We start from the raw sequence: 16,140 nt of genomic DNA on the forward strand, positions 1-16,140 counted from the left end.
GTTTACCCTAGATTACTAACCGGTGGGTCATTAAAGACCCGGTTCGTTCCTTCCAGGGTGTCTCATGACCGCCTCCCAATCCATCTTCTCGCTCGACCGCGCGGCCGCCTGGCTGCTGGTTCCCGCCCTCGTGGCCCTGGCCGCCTGCTCGCCGTCCAAACCCGCGGAGGAACCGGTCCGCGCGGTCAAGCTGGTGACCGTGGGCACCAGCGAATTCGATGCCCAGCCCGAGTTCTCGGCCGAGGTGCGGGCGCGCGTCGAGTCGCGCCTGGGCTTCCGCGTGGCGGGCAAGATCACGCGCCGCCAGGCCGAGCTCGGCCAGCGCGTGCAGGCCGGCCAGGTGCTGGCCCAGCTCGATCCGCAGGACTACCGGCTGGCCGCCGAGGCGGCCCGTGCCCAGCAGGCCGCGGCGCTGACCAACCGCGACCTGGCCGCGGCCGACCTCAAGCGCTACCGCGAGCTGCGCGAGCAGAACTTCATCAGCGGCGCCGAACTCGAGCGCCGCGAATCGACCTGGAAGGCGGCGCAGGCCCAGCTCGAGCAGGCGCAGGCCCAGCTCTCGTCGCAGGGCAACCAGGCCGCCTACACCACGCTGGTGGCCGACGTGGCCGGCGTCATCACCGCCATCGAGGCCGAGCCGGGCCAGGTGGTGCAGGCCGGCACGCCGGTGGTGCGGATCGCGCAGGACGGCGCGCGCGACGTGGTGTTCGCGGTGCCCGAGGACCGCGCGGGCCTGATCAAGCCCGGCTCGGCGGTCGCGGTGCGCGGCTGGTCGGGCGGCGAGGAACTGCAGGGCCAGGTGCGCGAGGTGGCGGCCAGCGCCGACGCCGTGACGCGCACCTTCACCGTGAAGGTGGCGATCGATGCCGCCAGCGCGCCCGCGCTCGGCGCCACGGTCTATGCGCGGCCGCAGGCGCTCGCGCGCAGCGGCCCGGCCGTCGTCAAGCTGCCGACCAGCGCGCTGCGCCAGGAAGGCAAGGGCACGGCCGTGTGGGTGCTCGACAAGTCGACCATGACCGTGCGCTCGCAGCCGGTGCAGGTGGCGACCGCCGACGGCAACGAGGCCGTGATCGGCGCCGGCGTCACGCCCGGCATGCAGGTGGTGGTGGCCGGGGTGCACGTGCTGTCGCCGGGCCAGAAGGTCACGATCTACCAGCCGCGTGAAGCGGCGGCGGGCGGTGCGGACGCGGGCAGTGCCACGCAGGGCGTCGCGCCCGTGGCCGCCAACAAGAAGGAGATCGCAGCGGGTGCCGGCAAATGAGCGGCGCTGACAAGGCGAACCACGGCGCCGAGCCGGGCGCCCGCGCGGGCGGCTTCAATCTCTCGAAATGGGCGCTCGACCACGCGCCGCTCACGCGCTACCTGATGCTGGTGCTGATGCTGCTGGGCGCCTTCGCCTACTTCCAGCTCGGGCAGGACGAGGATCCGCCCTTCACCTTCCGCGCGATGGTGGTGCGTACCTACTGGCCCGGCGCCACCGCGCAGCAGGTGGCCGAGCAGGTCACCGACAAGCTCGAGCGCACGCTGCAGGAGGCGCCGTACGCCGACAAGATCCGCAGCTACTCCAAGCCCGGCGAGTCGCAGATCATCTTCCAGATCAAGGACTCCTCGAAGGCGAGCGAGGTCGCCAACGTCTGGTACACGGTGCGCAAGAAGATCGGCGACATGCGCGGCACCCTGCCCGCGGGCGTGCAGGGGCCGTTCTTCAACGACGACTTCGGCGATGTCTACGGCGTGATCTACGCGCTCGAGAGCGAGGGCTTCAGCTACGCCGAGCTCAAGACCCTGGCCGACGATGTGCGCCAGCAGCTGCTGCGCGTGAAGGACGTGGCCAAGGTCGACCAGTTCGGCGTGCAGGACGAGAAGGTCTTCATCGAGATCTCGCAGAAGCGCCTGGCGCAGCTGGGCCTCGACTTCAACGCCGTGCTGCAGCAGCTCGGCTCGCAGAACGCGGTCGAGAGCGCCGGCACGATCCAGTCGCCGCTCGACGTGGTGCAGGTGCGCGTGGGCGGCCAGTTCACCAACGTCGACCAACTGCGCGAGATGCCGATCCGCGGCAGCTCGGGCAACCAGCTCAAGCTCGGCGACATCGCCGAGATCCGCCGCGGCTACATCGATCCGCCCGCGGTCAAGGTGCACCACCAGGGCAAGGAAGTGATCGCGCTCGGCGTGTCGATGACCAAGGGCGGCGACATCATCGCCTTGGGCAAGGCACTGCGCGCGGCCACCGTGAGCATCGACAAGCAGCTGCCGCTGGGCGTGAAGCTCGCGCAGGTGCAGGACCAGCCCGTCGCCGTGGCGAGCTCGGTCAACGAGTTCGTGCGCGTGCTGATCGAGGCCGTGGCCATCGTGCTGGCGGTCAGCATCATCTCGCTGGGCCTGCACAAGGGCGGGCGCTTCGGCTGGTACATCGACATGCGCCCGGGCCTGGTGGTGGCGATCACCATCCCGCTGGTGCTGGCCGTGACCTTCCTGGCGATGAACTACTTCGGCATCGGGCTGCACAAGATCTCGCTGGGCTCGCTGATCATCGCGCTGGGCCTGCTGGTGGACGACGCGATCATCGCGGTCGAGATGATGGTGCGGAAGATGGAGGAGGGCTACGACAAGGTCCGCGCCGCCACCTTCGCCTACGACGTGACGGCCAAGCCCATGCTCACCGGTACGCTGATCACCGCCGCGGGCTTCCTGCCGATCGGCATCGCCAAGTCGGTGACCGGCGAATACACCTTCGCGATCTTCGCCGTGACGGTGATCGCGCTGGTGCTGTCGTGGATCGTCTCGGTGTACTTCGTGCCGTACCTGGGCACCTTGCTGCTCAAGGTGAAGCCACACGACCCCGACGCGCCGCCGCACGAGCTGTTCGACACGCCGTTCTACAACGCCTTCCGCCGCGCGGTGAACTGGTGCGTGCAGCACCGCTGGCTGACCATCGGCGCCACCGTGCTGATCTTCGCGCTCGGCATCGTCGGCATGGGCAAGGTGCAGCAGCAGTTCTTCCCCGACTCGAGCCGGCCCGAGATCCTGGTCGACATCTGGTTCCCCGAGGGCACCTCGTTCCAGGCCAACGAGGAAGTGGCGAAGCGGGTCGAGCAGCGCATCCTCAAGGAAGCGGGCGTGAAGACCGTCAGCACCTGGATCGGCTCGGGCGTGCCGCGCTTCTACCTGCCGCTGGACCAGGTGTTCCCGCAGTCCAACGTCTCGCAGCTGATCGTGCTGGCGAGCGACCTCAAGGTGCGCGAGACGCTGCGGCTGTCGCTGCCCGGCCTGCTGGCGCAGGAATTCCCCGAGGTGCGCGGCCGCGTGAAGCTGCTGCCCAACGGGCCGCCGGTGCCGTACCCGGTGCAGTTCCGCGTGATCGGCACCGACCCGACGCAGCTGCGCGCGCACGCCGACGAGGTCAAGGCCGTGCTGCGCGAGAACGCCAACATGCGCGGCGTGAACGACAACTGGAACGAGTCGGTGAAGGTGATCCGCCTCGAGGTCGACCAGGCCAAGGCGCGCGCGCTCGGCGTGACCAGCCAGGCCATCGCGCAGGCCTCGCGCACTATGTTCAGCGGCACCACCGTGGGCCAGTACCGCGAGAACGACCTGCTGATCGACATCGTGCTGCGCCAGTCGGCCGATGAGCGCGAAGCGATCTCGGACATCGGCAACGCCTACCTGCCGACGGCCTCGGGCCGCTCGATCCCGCTGACGCAGATCGCCAAGCCGGTGTTCACTTGGGAGCCGGGCGTGATGTGGCGCGAGAACCGCGACTACGCGATCACCGTGCAGGGCGACGTGACCGAGGGCCTGCAGGGCGCGACCGTGACCGACCAGCTGCTGCCGAAGCTGCGCGAGCTCGAGGCCGGCTGGCACGCGGCCGGGCAGGGCGCCTATCGCATCGAGGTGGCGGGTGCCGTGGAGGAGAGCAGCAAGGGCTCGGCCTCCATCGTGGCCGGCGTGCCGATCATGCTGTTCCTGGTGTTCACGCTGCTGATGCTGCAGCTGCACAGCTTCAGCCGCTCGCTGCTGGTGTTCATCACCGGACCCATGGGCATCGCCGGCGTGGCCGGTGCGCTGCTGGTGCTGAACCGGCCCTTCGGCTTCGTCGCGCTGCTCGGCGTGATCGCGCTGATGGGGATGATCCAGCGCAACGCCGTGATCCTGATCGACCAGATCGAGCACGACCGCGCGGCCGGCGTGCCGGCCTGGGACGCCATCGTCGAGTCGGCCGTGCGCCGCCTGCGCCCGATCGTGCTGACCGCCGCGGCCGCCGTGCTGGCGATGATCCCGCTCTCGCGCAGCGTGTTCTGGGGGCCGATGGCGGTCGCCATCATGGGCGGGCTGATCGTGGCGACGGTGCTGACCTTGCTGGCGCTGCCGGCGATGTATGCGGCGGCGTTCCGGGTCAAGCGCGAGGAGGCGCAGCCCGCGGCACCGAGCGGGCCGGAAGCGGCCCCCATTCATGTTTAAAATCCGAAGCTGACCGATTTCAAGCGGATGGTCTTTGGCACCAGGGATGACCGAGGTGCCGGAAGGCCGTCCGCTTTTGCATTCACCTGAAAGATTGGCATCGCGCGGGTGGCGAAATTGGTAGACGCACCAGGTTTAGGTCCTGACGTTCGCAAGAACGTGCCGGTTCGAGTCCGGCCCCGCGCACCAGCCTCTGCTATGTAGACCGTTCTATCGAGCAGCGAGAAAGCCTCCGTTCCGCAGGGACCGGAGGCTTTTTTCGTGGGCTACCAGTCGTTGCTGCCGCCGCCGCTGTCGCTGCTGCTGCTCGAGCTGTCGCTGCTGTCGCTCGCGCTGTCCCACGAGCTCGTGTCCTTGATGCCGAAGTCCTTGTCCACGAAGCTGCGGTCGTACGAGGGTTCCGGGTCGGGATCGGACGACGACCACGGGCTGCGGTTGCTGCGGTGATGGTGATGGTTGAAGATGTTCACCGTGGTGCCGCGCTGCTCGTCCGCGTGATCCTGGATGACCCGGCGCAGCACTTCGCCCACGACCACGGTACCGACCACCGCGCCGACCGCGAGCGCTTCCGTGAGGTTCGGGCCCTGGCTCGGCACCGGCGTGGGCGGGAACTCCCGATCGCCGTCCGTCGCGGGCGTGCCGTAGCCCATCGACGAATCGCTGAGGGGCCGCGAGAACCGGCGCGAGCGGTGCGCGGAGGGCTCCGTGGGCTCGAGAAGGTCGACGGTGCGCGTACGCCGCCGGAAGAAGACCTGCGCGACGAGGGCCAGCGCGAGGATACCGGTCGCCGCCAGGGCAATCGGTCCCCAGGCGATCTTGCTGTCCGGTGGGAAGTAGTCGTTCGGCGAGGGCAGGCTCGAGGGCATCGCCGGCGCGGCGGGCAATGCGGCGGGCGCGGGCTCGGGCTGGATTTCGACCGGCGCCTCCAGCTTTCGTTCGAGCTTGGCGACCGATTCGGCTTTCGCGAACTCGAGGCTTGGCGACAGCTTCCTGGCCCGCGCCAGCGCCTCCCGTGCGTCGTCGAGCCGGTCCTGCATCGCCAGCAGCTCCGAGTGGACGAAATGGGCCTTCGCACTGCGGGGATGGCTCTTGAGCACCTTCTCGATCATCGTGTTGGCGGCGTCCATCCGGCCCTTGCTCGCCGCTTCGTAGATCTGCTGGATGGTTGGCACCTTCGCCGCCTGCGCGTCGCCGGTCTTCGCCTGGGCCGCCAGCGGAAGGGAGAACACGAGGGCGGCGGCAAGGGCCAGGCTGAAGGCGGCGAGCAATCGCTGGAGCATCGGGTTTCCTGTGGGCAATGGCGAACCGGCCGCCACTGTAAGCGCGAAACCGGGGGCCATCCGGCCTGCCGTCCGCGGCCTCCGCGCATCGACTTCGGGTCATGCCCAAGGGAGCCTGTTCCGGCCGATTAGAATCTTGGGTTGCCCGGTTTTACGCGCAGCATGCGCGTGCCTCCGCATCAATCCCGCCAGCGCGTGTAAGTCCTTGATCTGTATTGATAAAAACGATGCAGGCCCCGCGTGGCAGCCCCCTCACAAGGAAGACATCATGACCGTGACCGTTGAAACCCTCGAGAAGCTCGAACGCAAGATCACGCTGACCCTGCCGGTCGGCATCATCCAGTCCGAAGTCGATTCGCGCCTCAAGAAGCTCGCGCGCACCGTCAAGATGGACGGCTTCCGTCCCGGCAAGGTGCCGATGAACGTCGTGGCCCAGCGCTATGGCTACTCGGTGCAGTTCGAGGTCATGAACGACAAGGTCGGCGAGGCCTTCTCGCAGGCCGCCAACGAAGCCAAGCTGCGCGTGGCCGGCCAGCCCCGCATCACCGAGAAGGAAGGCGCGCCCGAGGGCGAGCTGTCCTTCGACGCGGTGTTCGAGGTGTTCCCCGAAGTCAAGATCAACGACCTGTCGGGCGCCGAAGTCGAGAAGCTGTCGGCCGAAGTGGGCGACGACGCGATCGACAAGACGCTGGACATCCTGCGCAAGCAGCGCCGCACCTTCGCGCAGCGCGCGCAAGACGCCGTGGCCCAGGACGACGACCGCGTGACCGTCGACTTCGAAGGCAAGATCGACGGCGAGCCCTTCCAGGGCGGCAAGGCCGAGGACTTCCAGTTCGTGGTCGGCGAAGGCCAGATGCTCAAGGAATTCGAAGACGCCGTGCGCGGCATGAAGGCCGGCGACAGCCGCACCTTCCCGCTGTCGTTCCCGGCCGACTATCACGGCCAGGACGTGGCCGGCAAGCAGGCCGACTTCCTCGTCACGCTGAAGAAGATCGAAGCCTCGCACCTGCCCGAAGTCAACGAGCAGCTCGCCAAGTCGCTCGGCATTGCCGACGCCACGGTCGATGGCCTGCGCGCCGACATCAAGAAGAACCTCGAGCGCGAGGTCAAGTTCCGCCTGCTGGCGCGCAACAAGAACGCCGTGATGGACGCGCTGGTGGCCAACGCCGAGCTCGACCTGCCCAACGCCAGCGTGCAGTCCGAAGTCAACCGCATGATCGAAGGCGCGCGCGCCGAGCTCAAGCAGCGCGGCATCAAGGACGCCGACAAGGCCCCGATCCCCGAGGAAGTGTTCCGTCCCCAGGCCGAGCGCCGCGTGCGCCTGGGCCTGGTGGTCGCCGAGCTGGTGCGCGCCAACAACCTGCAGGCCAAGCCCGAGCAGATCAAGGCCCACATCGACGAGCTCGCCTCGAGCTACGAGAAGCCGGCCGACGTGGTGCGCTGGTACTTCAGCGACAACAACCGCCTGGCCGAAGTCGAGGCCGTGGTGATCGAGAACAACGTGACCGATTTCGTGCTCGGCAAGGCCAAGGTCGCCGAGAAGTCGGTGTCGTTCGACGAACTGATGGCGCAGCAGCAACAGGCCTGATCGCCGCCTCGGCCCGGGACGCCATGGGGCTTGTGCTTTGCGGCACGAGCCCCATTTCACTCAGGCGTACAGTTCAGATTGACGACAGCGAACGAACCCTTCTCCGGAGCAAATTCATGAGCGCACAGGAAATCCAAGGCCTCGGCATGGTCCCGATGGTCATCGAGCAATCGGGCCGTGGCGAACGGTCCTACGACATCTACTCGCGGCTCCTCAAGGAACGCATCATCTTCCTGGTGGGCGAGGTCAACGACCAGACCGCCAACCTCGTGGTGGCCCAGCTGCTGTTCCTCGAGAGCGAGAACCCCGACAAGGACATCTCGTTCTACATCAACTCGCCGGGCGGCAGCGTCACGGCCGGCATGGCGATCTACGACACCATGCAGTTCATCAAGCCCGAGGTCTCGACCCTGTGCGTGGGCTTCGCGGCCAGCATGGGCGCGTTCCTGCTCGCGGCCGGTGCCAAGGGCAAGCGCTTCTCGCTGCCCAACTCGAAGATCATGATCCACCAGGTGCTCGGCGGCGCCCGCGGCCAGGCCACCGACATCGAGATCCATGCGCGCGACATCCTGCGCACCAAGGACCAGATGAACCGCATCCTGGCCGAGCGCACCGGCCAGCCGCTGGACAAGGTCAAGTCCGATACCGAGCGCGATTACTTCCTGACGGCCGACGAGGCCAAGGACTACGGCCTGGTCGACCAGGTCATCGCCAAGCGCCCCTGAGCGGGGTTCGGCGCGCCGGCGTCGCGATGCCGGAGGCGCCAAAAAGGCAACAACGGCGTTTTCCACACGGGAAACGCCGTTTTTGTTTCGTTATCATTGTCCAAACCCGTTACGAGGCACCTGTCCATGGCCGAGAAAAAAGGCACTTCCAGCGAAAAAACGCTCTACTGCTCGTTCTGCGGCAAAAGCCAGCACGAGGTGAAGAAGCTGATCGCGGGTCCTTCGGTCTTCATCTGCGACGAGTGCATCGACCTCTGCAACGAGATCATCCGCGACGAACTGCCGGCCGGCGAGGAAGCGCGCGAGGCGCGCAACGACCTGCCGACGCCGCTCGAGATCAAGACCAACCTCGACAATTACGTGATCGGCCAGGAGCCGGCCAAGCGCATGCTGTCGGTGGCCGTCTACAACCACTACAAGCGCCTGCGCCACAAGGAAAAGGCCAAGGGCGAGGACGTGGAGCTCAGCAAGAGCAACATCCTGCTGATCGGCCCCACGGGCTCGGGCAAGACGCTCCTGGCGCAGACGCTGGCGCGCCAGCTCGACGTGCCCTTCGTGATGGCCGACGCCACCACGCTGACCGAGGCCGGCTACGTCGGCGAGGACGTCGAGAACATCATCCAGAAGCTGCTGCAGAGTTGCAACTACGAGGTCGAGCGCGCGCAACGCGGCATCGTCTACATCGACGAGATCGACAAGATCTCGCGCAAGTCCGACAACCCCTCGATCACGCGCGACGTGTCGGGCGAGGGCGTGCAGCAGGCGCTGCTCAAGCTCATCGAAGGCACCATGGCCAGCGTGCCGCCGCAGGGCGGGCGCAAGCACCCGAACCAGGACTTCCTGCAGATCGACACGACCAACATCCTGTTCATCTGCGGCGGCGCCTTCGCGGGCCTCGAGAAGGTGATCGAGAACCGCACCGAGGCCTCGGGCATCGGTTTCGGCGCCAGCGTCAAGAGCAAGGCCCAGCGCAGCCTCACCGAGGTGTTCCGCGAGGTCGAGCCCGAGGATCTGATCAAGTTCGGCCTGATCCCCGAACTCGTGGGCCGCATGCCCGTGGTGGCCTCGCTGGCCGAGCTCAGCGAGGACGCGCTGGTGCGCATCCTCACCGAGCCCAAGAACGCCGTTGTCAAGCAGTTCACCAAGCTGCTGCAGATGGAGGGCGTGGACCTCGAGATCCGCCCCGCCGCCCTCAAGGCGATCGCGCGCAAGGCCCTGGCCCGCAAGACCGGCGCGCGCGGCCTGCGCTCGATCCTCGAACAGTCGCTGATCGACACGATGTTCGAGCTGCCCAATGCCACCAACGTCGACAAGGTCGTGGTCGAGGAATCGACCATCGACGAAAACAAGCCCCCGCTGCTCGTGTACCGCGAGGCAGCCAAGAAGGCCTGAGTGACTCCCAAGCCGGCTCTTCCCCCCGAGATGCCCGGCGTCTTCGACAAAGACTGCGGCCGCGGGCTTGAAATGCCCGTGTCGCCGACCATCTTTGCTTGATCAATCAAAGGATATCCATGTCCGGTCATACCCCTCTGCCCGCCGACGCCATCGATCTGCCGCTGCTGCCGCTGCGCGATGTCGTCGTGTTCCCCCATATGGTGATCCCGCTGTTCGTGGGGCGCCCCAAGAGCATCAAGGCGCTCGAGCTGGCCATGGAGGCCGAGCGCCGCATCATGCTGGTGGCCCAGAAGGCCGCCGCCAAGGACGAGCCCTCGGTCGAGGACATGTTCGAGGTCGGCTGCGTCTCGACCATCCTGCAGATGCTCAAGCTGCCCGACGGCACGGTGAAGGTGCTGGTCGAGGGCCAGCAGCGCGCCCGCGTGAACCGCATCGATGACGGCGAGACCCACTTCTCGGCCAACGTGACGCCGGTGGCGGCGCCCGAGGGCGGCGAGAAGGGCACCGAGGTCGAGGCGCTGCGCCGCGCGGTGATGCAGCAGTTCGACCAGTACGTGAAGCTCAACAAGAAGATTCCGCCCGAGATCCTGACCTCGATCTCGAGCATCGACGATCCGGGCCGCCTGGCCGACACGATCGCCGCGCACCTGCCGCTCAAGCTCGACAACAAGCAGGCGGTGCTCGACCTCGACGACACCAAGGCACGGCTGGAGAACTTGTTCGGCCAGCTCGAGCGCGAGGTCGACATCCTCAACGTCGACAAGAAGATCCGTGGCCGCGTGAAGCGCCAGATGGAGAAGAACCAGCGCGACTTCTACCTCAACGAGCAGGTCAAGGCGATCCAGAAGGAGCTCGGCGAAGGCGAGGAGGGCGCGGACATCGAGGAGATCGAGAAGAAGATCAAGCTCGCCAAGATGCCCAAGGACGCGCTCAAGAAGGCCGAGGGCGAGCTCAAGAAGCTCAAGCTGATGTCGCCCATGTCGGCCGAAGCCACCGTGGTGCGCAACTACATCGACGTGCTGGTGGGCCTGCCCTGGGCCAAGCGGACCAAGATCAAGCACGACCTCGCGAATGCCGAGGCGGTGCTCAACGCCGACCACTACGGCCTCGAGAAGGTCAAGGACCGCATCCTCGAGTACCTCGCGGTGCAGCAGCGTGTCGACAAGGTCAAGGCGCCGATCCTGTGCCTCGTGGGCCCGCCGGGCGTGGGCAAGACCTCGCTCGGGCAGTCGATCGCCAAGGCGACCGGCCGCAAGTACACCCGCATGGCGCTCGGCGGCATGCGCGACGAAGCCGAGATCCGCGGCCACCGCCGCACCTACATCGGCGCGCTGCCGGGCAAGGTGCTGCAGGGGCTCAGCAAGATCGGCACGCGCAACCCGCTGTTCCTGCTCGACGAGATCGACAAGCTGGGCACCGACTTCCGCGGCGACCCGTCGAGCGCGCTGCTCGAGGTGCTCGATCCCGAGCAGAACCACACCTTCGGCGACCACTACGTGGAAGTCGACTTCGACCTGAGCGACGTGATGTTCGTCGCCACCTCGAACTCGATGAACATCCCGCCGGCGCTGCTGGACCGCATGGAAGTCATCCGCCTCTCGGGCTACACCGAGGACGAGAAGACCAACATCGCGATCAAGTACCTGCTGCCCAAGCAGCTGAAGAACAACGGCGTGAAGGAAGAGGAACTGCTCGTCACCGAGGAGGCCGTGCGCGACATCGTGCGCTACTACACGCGTGAAGCCGGCGTGCGTTCGCTCGAGCGCGAGCTCTCGAAGATCTGCCGCAAGGTGGTCAAGGGCCTGCTGCTCAAGCAGATGACGCCCAAGGTCACGGTCACCGGCGAGAACCTCAACGACTTCCTCGGCGTGCGCAAGTTCACCTTCGGCCTGGCCGAGAAGCAGAACCAGGTTGGCCAGGTGGTCGGCCTCGCATGGACCGAGGTCGGCGGCGACCTGCTGACGATCGAGGCCGTGACCATGCCTGGCAAGGGCGTGATCAGTCGTACCGGTTCGCTGGGCGACGTGATGAAGGAATCGGTCGAGGCCGCGCGCACGGTGGTGCGCAGCCGCTCGCGCCGCCTGGGCATCAAGGACGAGGTGTTCGAGAAGCGCGACATCCACATCCACGTGCCCGACGGCGCCACGCCCAAGGACGGCCCGAGCGCGGGCGCGGCGATGACCACAGCCTTCGTGTCGGCGCTCACGGGCATCCCGGTGCGCGCCGATGTGGCGATGACCGGCGAGATCACGCTGCGCGGCGAAGTCACGGCGATCGGCGGCCTGAAGGAAAAGCTGCTGGCGGCCCTGCGCGGCGGCATCAAGACGGTGCTGATCCCCGAGGAGAACGCCAAGGACCTGCAGGACATTCCCGAGAACGTGAAGAACGGCCTCGAGATCGTGCCGGTCAAGTGGATCGACAAGGTGCTCGAGATTGCGCTCGAGAAGCTGCCCACGCCGCTGTCCGACGAAGAGGTCGCGGCCTCGGCGGCGGCCGTGGCCGAGATCGCGAAGCAGCGCGAGTCGCAGGCTTCGGAAGGCTCGGTCAAGCACTGAACGACACGATCATGAAATTCGGGGGCTCGCCTTGCGAAACCCCGAAAATCTGGTCTATAATTCAAGGCTCGAAACGCGGGAATAGCTCAGTTGGTAGAGCGCAACCTTGCCAAGGTTGAGGTCGAGAGTTCGAGACTCTTTTCCCGCTCCAGTTTTGAAAAAGGGAAGCAACAGCTTCCCTTTTTTTCGCTAGTTCGATTTCGTTTTTTCTGCGTGGCGCGATAGCAAAGCGGTTATGCAACGGATTGCAAATCCGTCTAGTCCGGTTCGACTCCGGATCGCGCCTCCACACTTCTCCCGTTGAATCCAGCGTCGATAAACCAGGCCCCGCCAACCACGTTGACGGGGCTCGTTTCGTTTGGGGTATCGTCGTCATTCAACCCGGGGCCCGGATGGTGAAATTGGTAGACACATCGGACTTAAAATCTGTTTTGTCAAGTCCTTCTTGCTTGCGCCAACGGGCCAGAAGGCCAATAGTGACAACGGTTTGCGAGCGTCCATGATGCAGCTTCATAGCTTGGCTTGACGGTCAGGAGCCAGCTAGGCGCCAGTAGATGGAGGTAGGTGTTTCCAGCGCATTGCACGCTACGCCCGAGTGGTGAAATCGGTAGACACAAGGGACTTGAACAATTTGAGCCTTCGGGGGGAAACGCCCGGAGTGAAGCCCGTCAAAATCGGCGAAAGCCCTGGATGCTTCTGCACCCGAGCCAACGCCGAGCCAAGCCCAAGCAACAGTTTGGGAAGGTGTAGAGAGCAGACGGCGGGCACCTACGGCCGCAAGGCTATGGTGAAGGCGTGCTCCAGACCACGAACAGCGCATGCGCGTTGGCGGCGAAAGTCGAAGTGGTAAGAAAATCCCTCGACCTTACGGTCATGCCGGTTCGATTCCGGCCTCGGGCACCAATCTAGAGCCGCCCCTGTTCACGCAGGGGCGGCTTTTCCGTTCTTGGGCTGCGTGCGCTTGAAGCCTCGATCCCCAGCCATGAATGCCTCCAGCATGTGCGGGATCAGCGTCGCGGCATCGACCGCTTCGCCATACGACTGCGCGTGCAGCGCGGCATAGCGGTCGAGGTCGGCTTTCAGGCTGGCCGGGCACGCGAATGTCAGCTTGACGCTCTCGGTCTTGGGCAGCGGCCCGAGCCGCAGCTTCTTGGTCGTGCTCATTGCGAAGCTCCCCGGTTGAAGAACAGCGGCTGATAGGGCCGCAGCACGAGATCCCGGTTAACGATGACGCGCACCGGCAAGCCGGGGCGCGCCGTCAACGTCGGCTGTATGTTCATGTTGCGCCGGGTGATCTCCTGGCCGACCTGGTTGATGCTGTCCTGGGCGCTGTCACGGCCGGCGATGACGATGCGGTTGCCGTTCTGGCGGTTATCAGGCGCGGCCAGCTCGGCGCCGACGCCCAGCAGCGTCGTCAGCACAGCGCCCGCGACGATGCGATTCCAATGCCAGTTCACATCGTCTTCCAGGCCGGCGTAACCGGCCGGGTCGGTGCCGACAAGGTTGTCGAGCGTGAGCGAGGACGTGTCGGGCAGGATGATCCGGTTCCACACTACCTGTACGCGGCTCTGCCCGTAGCTGACCTGGCTGTTGTAGCGCCCGAGGATGCGCGATCCCTGCGGGATCAGCAGGAACTTGCCTGTGGCCGTGTCAAAGACCGGCTCTGTCACCGTGGCGATCACGTCGCCCGGCAAGTCTGATTTGATGCCCGTGACCAAGGCGCCAGCGATCACCGTTCCGGCCATCACCTGATAGGGCGACGCCGGCAGCGCCAAGTTGCCGGAGTTGCGGGTTTCCGTAGCGCCGCCTTTCAGGAACGCCTCCTTCTGGTCTTGCCGGTTCTGCACGGCAGTCGGGTCGGCAGGCTGGGCCGCCGTCGAGGCCGGCCCGCCGGCGAGCGGATCGAAGGCCGCGAGCGTGCTTGCTGCGCCAGGCGCCACCGGCGCTGCCTGCGCCACCGTGGCTGCACGTTGGCCACCCGAGCGGAAGAACACCGACGAAGCCGCCGCTGCATCGGCCTCCTTGCGCAAGGCATCCTCGGGATCATGGCCCGGTGGCGCATATGCTGGCGTCACGGGCTGCTGCGAGTTGACGATGGCGGGGCCAAGATCGCCCGGCAGCGGCGGCCCCAATTCGGGTAACTTCGGCGGCAGCTTCGAGTAGTCCGCCGGCAGGCCATCCAGACCTTCGGACTTCGACACGCGCTCGACGTTGTAAAGCTCGGTCTGCTCACTGGCCGCGCGCCGCGGGGGCTGCAGCGACCAAATCGTGGCGCCGAGCACGGCGACCGATAGGCCGCCAACGAGGATGGCCAGCGTGCGCCGGTTCAGGCGTGTGACCGGGCGCGGCTGGGCGCGCAGCGCCACCGCCTCCGGTGCGACCTTGTCCGCCTGCGGCGTGGCGAGGTCGGGGGTGTCGTCCTGGCTCATGGTCAGTTCCTCCGCGCGACGCCGTCCGTGCGCTTGATCCGCACCACGTCGCCCTTGTCACCGCCCAGGCGCAGTTCGGCCGCGCCGAACAGCCGATCCAAGATGTAGTACGGCGAGCGGAAGCGGTAATTGACCAGTTGCCCGTCGCCTTCCGGCCCGATCACGAACAGCGGCGGCAGCTCGCCTTGCGCGATGCCGGCGGGGAACTGGATATAGACCTTCTGCCCGTCGTCGAAGGCGCGCAGCGGCTTCCACGGCGGATTACTGCCGCTGACCGCGTAGCGGAAGCGCAGGTTCTCCAACGACAAGCCGGAATCCACCGGCGCGGCTGCGCTGGCCGCCTGCGCCTGGCGCTGCAAGGCCAGCATCCGGTCGCGCGGATATTCCCAGGACGCCGACGCCATCCACGTCTTTTCCGTCGAGGCCAGCTCCAACAGGTACGTCCTGCGGCTGGTGGTGATGACAAGATTGGTCCTGAGGCCCGAGCGGATCGGCTTAACGAGCACGTTCACGCGCAACTCGGCACCGCGTCCGCTGGACGTGTCGCCCACGATCCAGCGCACGGTATCTCCGGCGGCGACCGTCACCAGCTCCTCGCCCGGCTGGAGCGAAACCACGGTCACGCGGCCCACGGCCGCATAGACCTGATACAGCGCGCCGTCGGTGAACGGCCACACCTGAATCGCGTTGACGTAGCCCTCGCGCGTAGGTGCGACGCGGGCCTCGGCATTGGCGCGCGAGACGCGCACCTTCTCGTCTGCCGGCTCCGGCATGGGCTTGGCGTCCTCGGCTTCGGGCAACGGCTTCAACTGCGCCGGCATCGGCAGCACCTCGGGCACGGCCACCACCTCCACCGGCGCAGGAGGTTCGGGCAACGGTTGGGCCTGTACCGGCTCATCGAGCGAAATCACGGGCGGCGGCTTGCCCTGCGTGGCGCAGCCCGCCAGGGCAAGCAAGATCACCGGCAAAGCGGATTTACGGAAAAGATCATTCATGGTTTGGCTCCTTCTGAAGAATCCAGTTCGCGGCTCCACGACAGGCCGTTGACGTAGATGCCCAGGGGGTTCTTGCGCAGGCGTTCTTCCGTGCGCGGCGGCTGGAGCACGATGGACACCACGGCCGTCCACCGCTCCAGGCCGGCCGCGGCGCCGTTGACGTAGCGGCGCTCCGTCCAGCGCACGTTGAAAGACATGTCACTGGCACGCACGACGCTGGTGATCTGCACCGTCACCGACTCCCGGCCGATGCGCGCGAACGGGTCGTTCACGCGCGCGTAGTCGTTGAGCACGGCCGCACCCTTGTCGGTCGTGTAGTCGTAGGCGTCGAGCCAGTTCTGGCGGACAACGATGGGGTCGATGGACAGCGAGCGCACCAGGCCGATGAAGCGGCCCAGGTGGTACGCGGTCTGTGCATCGCTGGGCTTGTAGGGCGTGGCGGCTTCGCCCACGGCGCGCACCTGGCCCGCGTTGTCCACCTCCACGACGTAGGGCGTCACGATGGACTGCGCCGAGCGCCACACCAGGCCGCCAGCCATCAGCAGCGCGAGCGTCAGGCAGCCGAAGGCCATCAGCCGCCAGTTCTTCGCCTGCACGCGCGGCGAGCCGATACGGTCGTCCCACACCTGGCCGGCAGCTTGGTACGGCGTGGCAGGCTGCGGCGTGTCGGCATAGCGCACCTGCGGCTTCTTGAATCGCATGGTCAGTTCTCCTT

At 66.5% G+C, this 16,140-nt stretch carries 11 protein-coding genes and 3 tRNA genes; 9 read left to right on the plus strand and 5 right to left on the minus strand.

All coding sequences use genetic code 11. The annotated features are described in order from the left end of the window. The first annotated feature begins 64 nt into the window (after positions 1-64). The 3 genes from AC07RV_RS07505 (at position 65) to AC07RV_RS07515 (ending at position 4,647) form a co-directional block, all read left to right on the plus strand. Entirely contained in the window at positions 65-1,261 is a 1,197-nt protein-coding gene (locus AC07RV_RS07505) for an efflux RND transporter periplasmic adaptor subunit (protein ID WP_296781875.1), read from the plus strand. Continuing rightward, positions 1,258-4,458, plus strand: coding sequence for an efflux RND transporter permease subunit (locus tag AC07RV_RS07510; RefSeq protein ID WP_296781873.1), 3,201 nt, complete (start codon positions 1,258-1,260; stop codon positions 4,456-4,458). The genes AC07RV_RS07505 and AC07RV_RS07510 overlap by 4 nt, the downstream gene beginning before the upstream one ends. Positions 4,459-4,560: 102 nt before the next feature. Beyond that, a tRNA-Leu gene (locus AC07RV_RS07515) sits at positions 4,561-4,647 on the plus strand. A gap of 77 nt (positions 4,648-4,724) precedes the next feature. Here the strand turns inward: AC07RV_RS07515 and AC07RV_RS07520 are convergent. Further along, positions 4,725-5,726 carry a tetratricopeptide repeat protein gene (locus AC07RV_RS07520; protein ID WP_296781872.1) on the minus strand — a complete coding sequence of 334 codons (1,002 nt, stop codon included), beginning with the start codon at positions 5,724-5,726 and terminating at the stop codon, positions 4,725-4,727. Between the two features lie 280 nt (positions 5,727-6,006). Between AC07RV_RS07520 and tig the strand changes: the two genes are divergently transcribed. The 6 genes from tig to AC07RV_RS07550 all read left to right on the plus strand — a co-directional run bounded on the left by tig (position 6,007) and on the right by AC07RV_RS07550 (position 12,290). Beyond that, positions 6,007-7,326, plus strand: a complete 1,320-nt coding sequence (tig, locus tag AC07RV_RS07525) for a trigger factor (RefSeq protein ID WP_093344226.1) — start codon at positions 6,007-6,009, stop codon at positions 7,324-7,326. A gap of 116 nt (positions 7,327-7,442) precedes the next feature. Next, positions 7,443-8,051: an ATP-dependent Clp endopeptidase proteolytic subunit ClpP gene (gene clpP, locus AC07RV_RS07530; protein ID WP_093344225.1), complete on the plus strand. Its 609-nt coding sequence runs from the start codon at positions 7,443-7,445 to the stop codon at positions 8,049-8,051. Between the two features lie 126 nt (positions 8,052-8,177). After that, positions 8,178-9,443 carry an ATP-dependent Clp protease ATP-binding subunit ClpX gene (clpX, locus tag AC07RV_RS07535; RefSeq protein WP_093344223.1) on the plus strand — a complete coding sequence of 422 codons (1,266 nt, stop codon included), beginning with the start codon at positions 8,178-8,180 and terminating at the stop codon, positions 9,441-9,443. Between the two features lie 119 nt (positions 9,444-9,562). Beyond that, positions 9,563-12,001 (plus strand): endopeptidase La, encoded by a 2,439-nt coding sequence (lon, locus tag AC07RV_RS07540; protein WP_093344222.1) that lies wholly within the window; start codon positions 9,563-9,565, stop codon positions 11,999-12,001. A gap of 75 nt (positions 12,002-12,076) precedes the next feature. Then, a tRNA-Gly gene (locus AC07RV_RS07545) sits at positions 12,077-12,152 on the plus strand. Positions 12,153-12,216: 64 nt separating this feature from the next. Continuing rightward, a tRNA-Cys gene (locus AC07RV_RS07550) sits at positions 12,217-12,290 on the plus strand. A gap of 632 nt (positions 12,291-12,922) precedes the next feature. On the opposite strand, the gene AC07RV_RS07555 is transcribed toward AC07RV_RS07550, so the two are convergent. From AC07RV_RS07555 to trbF, 4 genes are read right to left on the minus strand one after another with little or no spacing between them, the layout of a single operon-like run. Continuing rightward, on the minus strand, positions 12,923-13,165 hold the full coding sequence (locus AC07RV_RS07555; RefSeq protein WP_056581693.1) for a DUF2274 domain-containing protein: 243 nt from the start codon (positions 13,163-13,165) through the stop codon (positions 12,923-12,925). After that, positions 13,162-14,430: a TraB/TrbI/VirB10 family type IV secretion system protein gene (locus AC07RV_RS07560; RefSeq protein WP_056581690.1), complete on the minus strand. Its 1,269-nt coding sequence runs from the start codon at positions 14,428-14,430 to the stop codon at positions 13,162-13,164. Before AC07RV_RS07560 ends, AC07RV_RS07555 begins: the two co-directional genes overlap by 4 nt. Before the next feature lie 2 nt (positions 14,431-14,432). Continuing rightward, on the minus strand, positions 14,433-15,425 hold the full coding sequence (gene trbG / locus AC07RV_RS07565) for a P-type conjugative transfer protein TrbG (RefSeq protein ID WP_296781870.1): 993 nt from the start codon (positions 15,423-15,425) through the stop codon (positions 14,433-14,435). Further along, the gene (gene trbF / locus AC07RV_RS07570) at positions 15,422-16,126 is read right to left on the minus strand and encodes a conjugal transfer protein TrbF (RefSeq protein WP_296781869.1); all 705 of its coding nucleotides are present in this window, start codon (positions 16,124-16,126) and stop codon (positions 15,422-15,424) included. Before trbF ends, trbG begins: the two co-directional genes overlap by 4 nt. Positions 16,127-16,140 lie beyond the last annotated feature (14 nt).

Source organism: Variovorax sp. GW821-FHT09B01 (genome assembly GCF_059418345.1).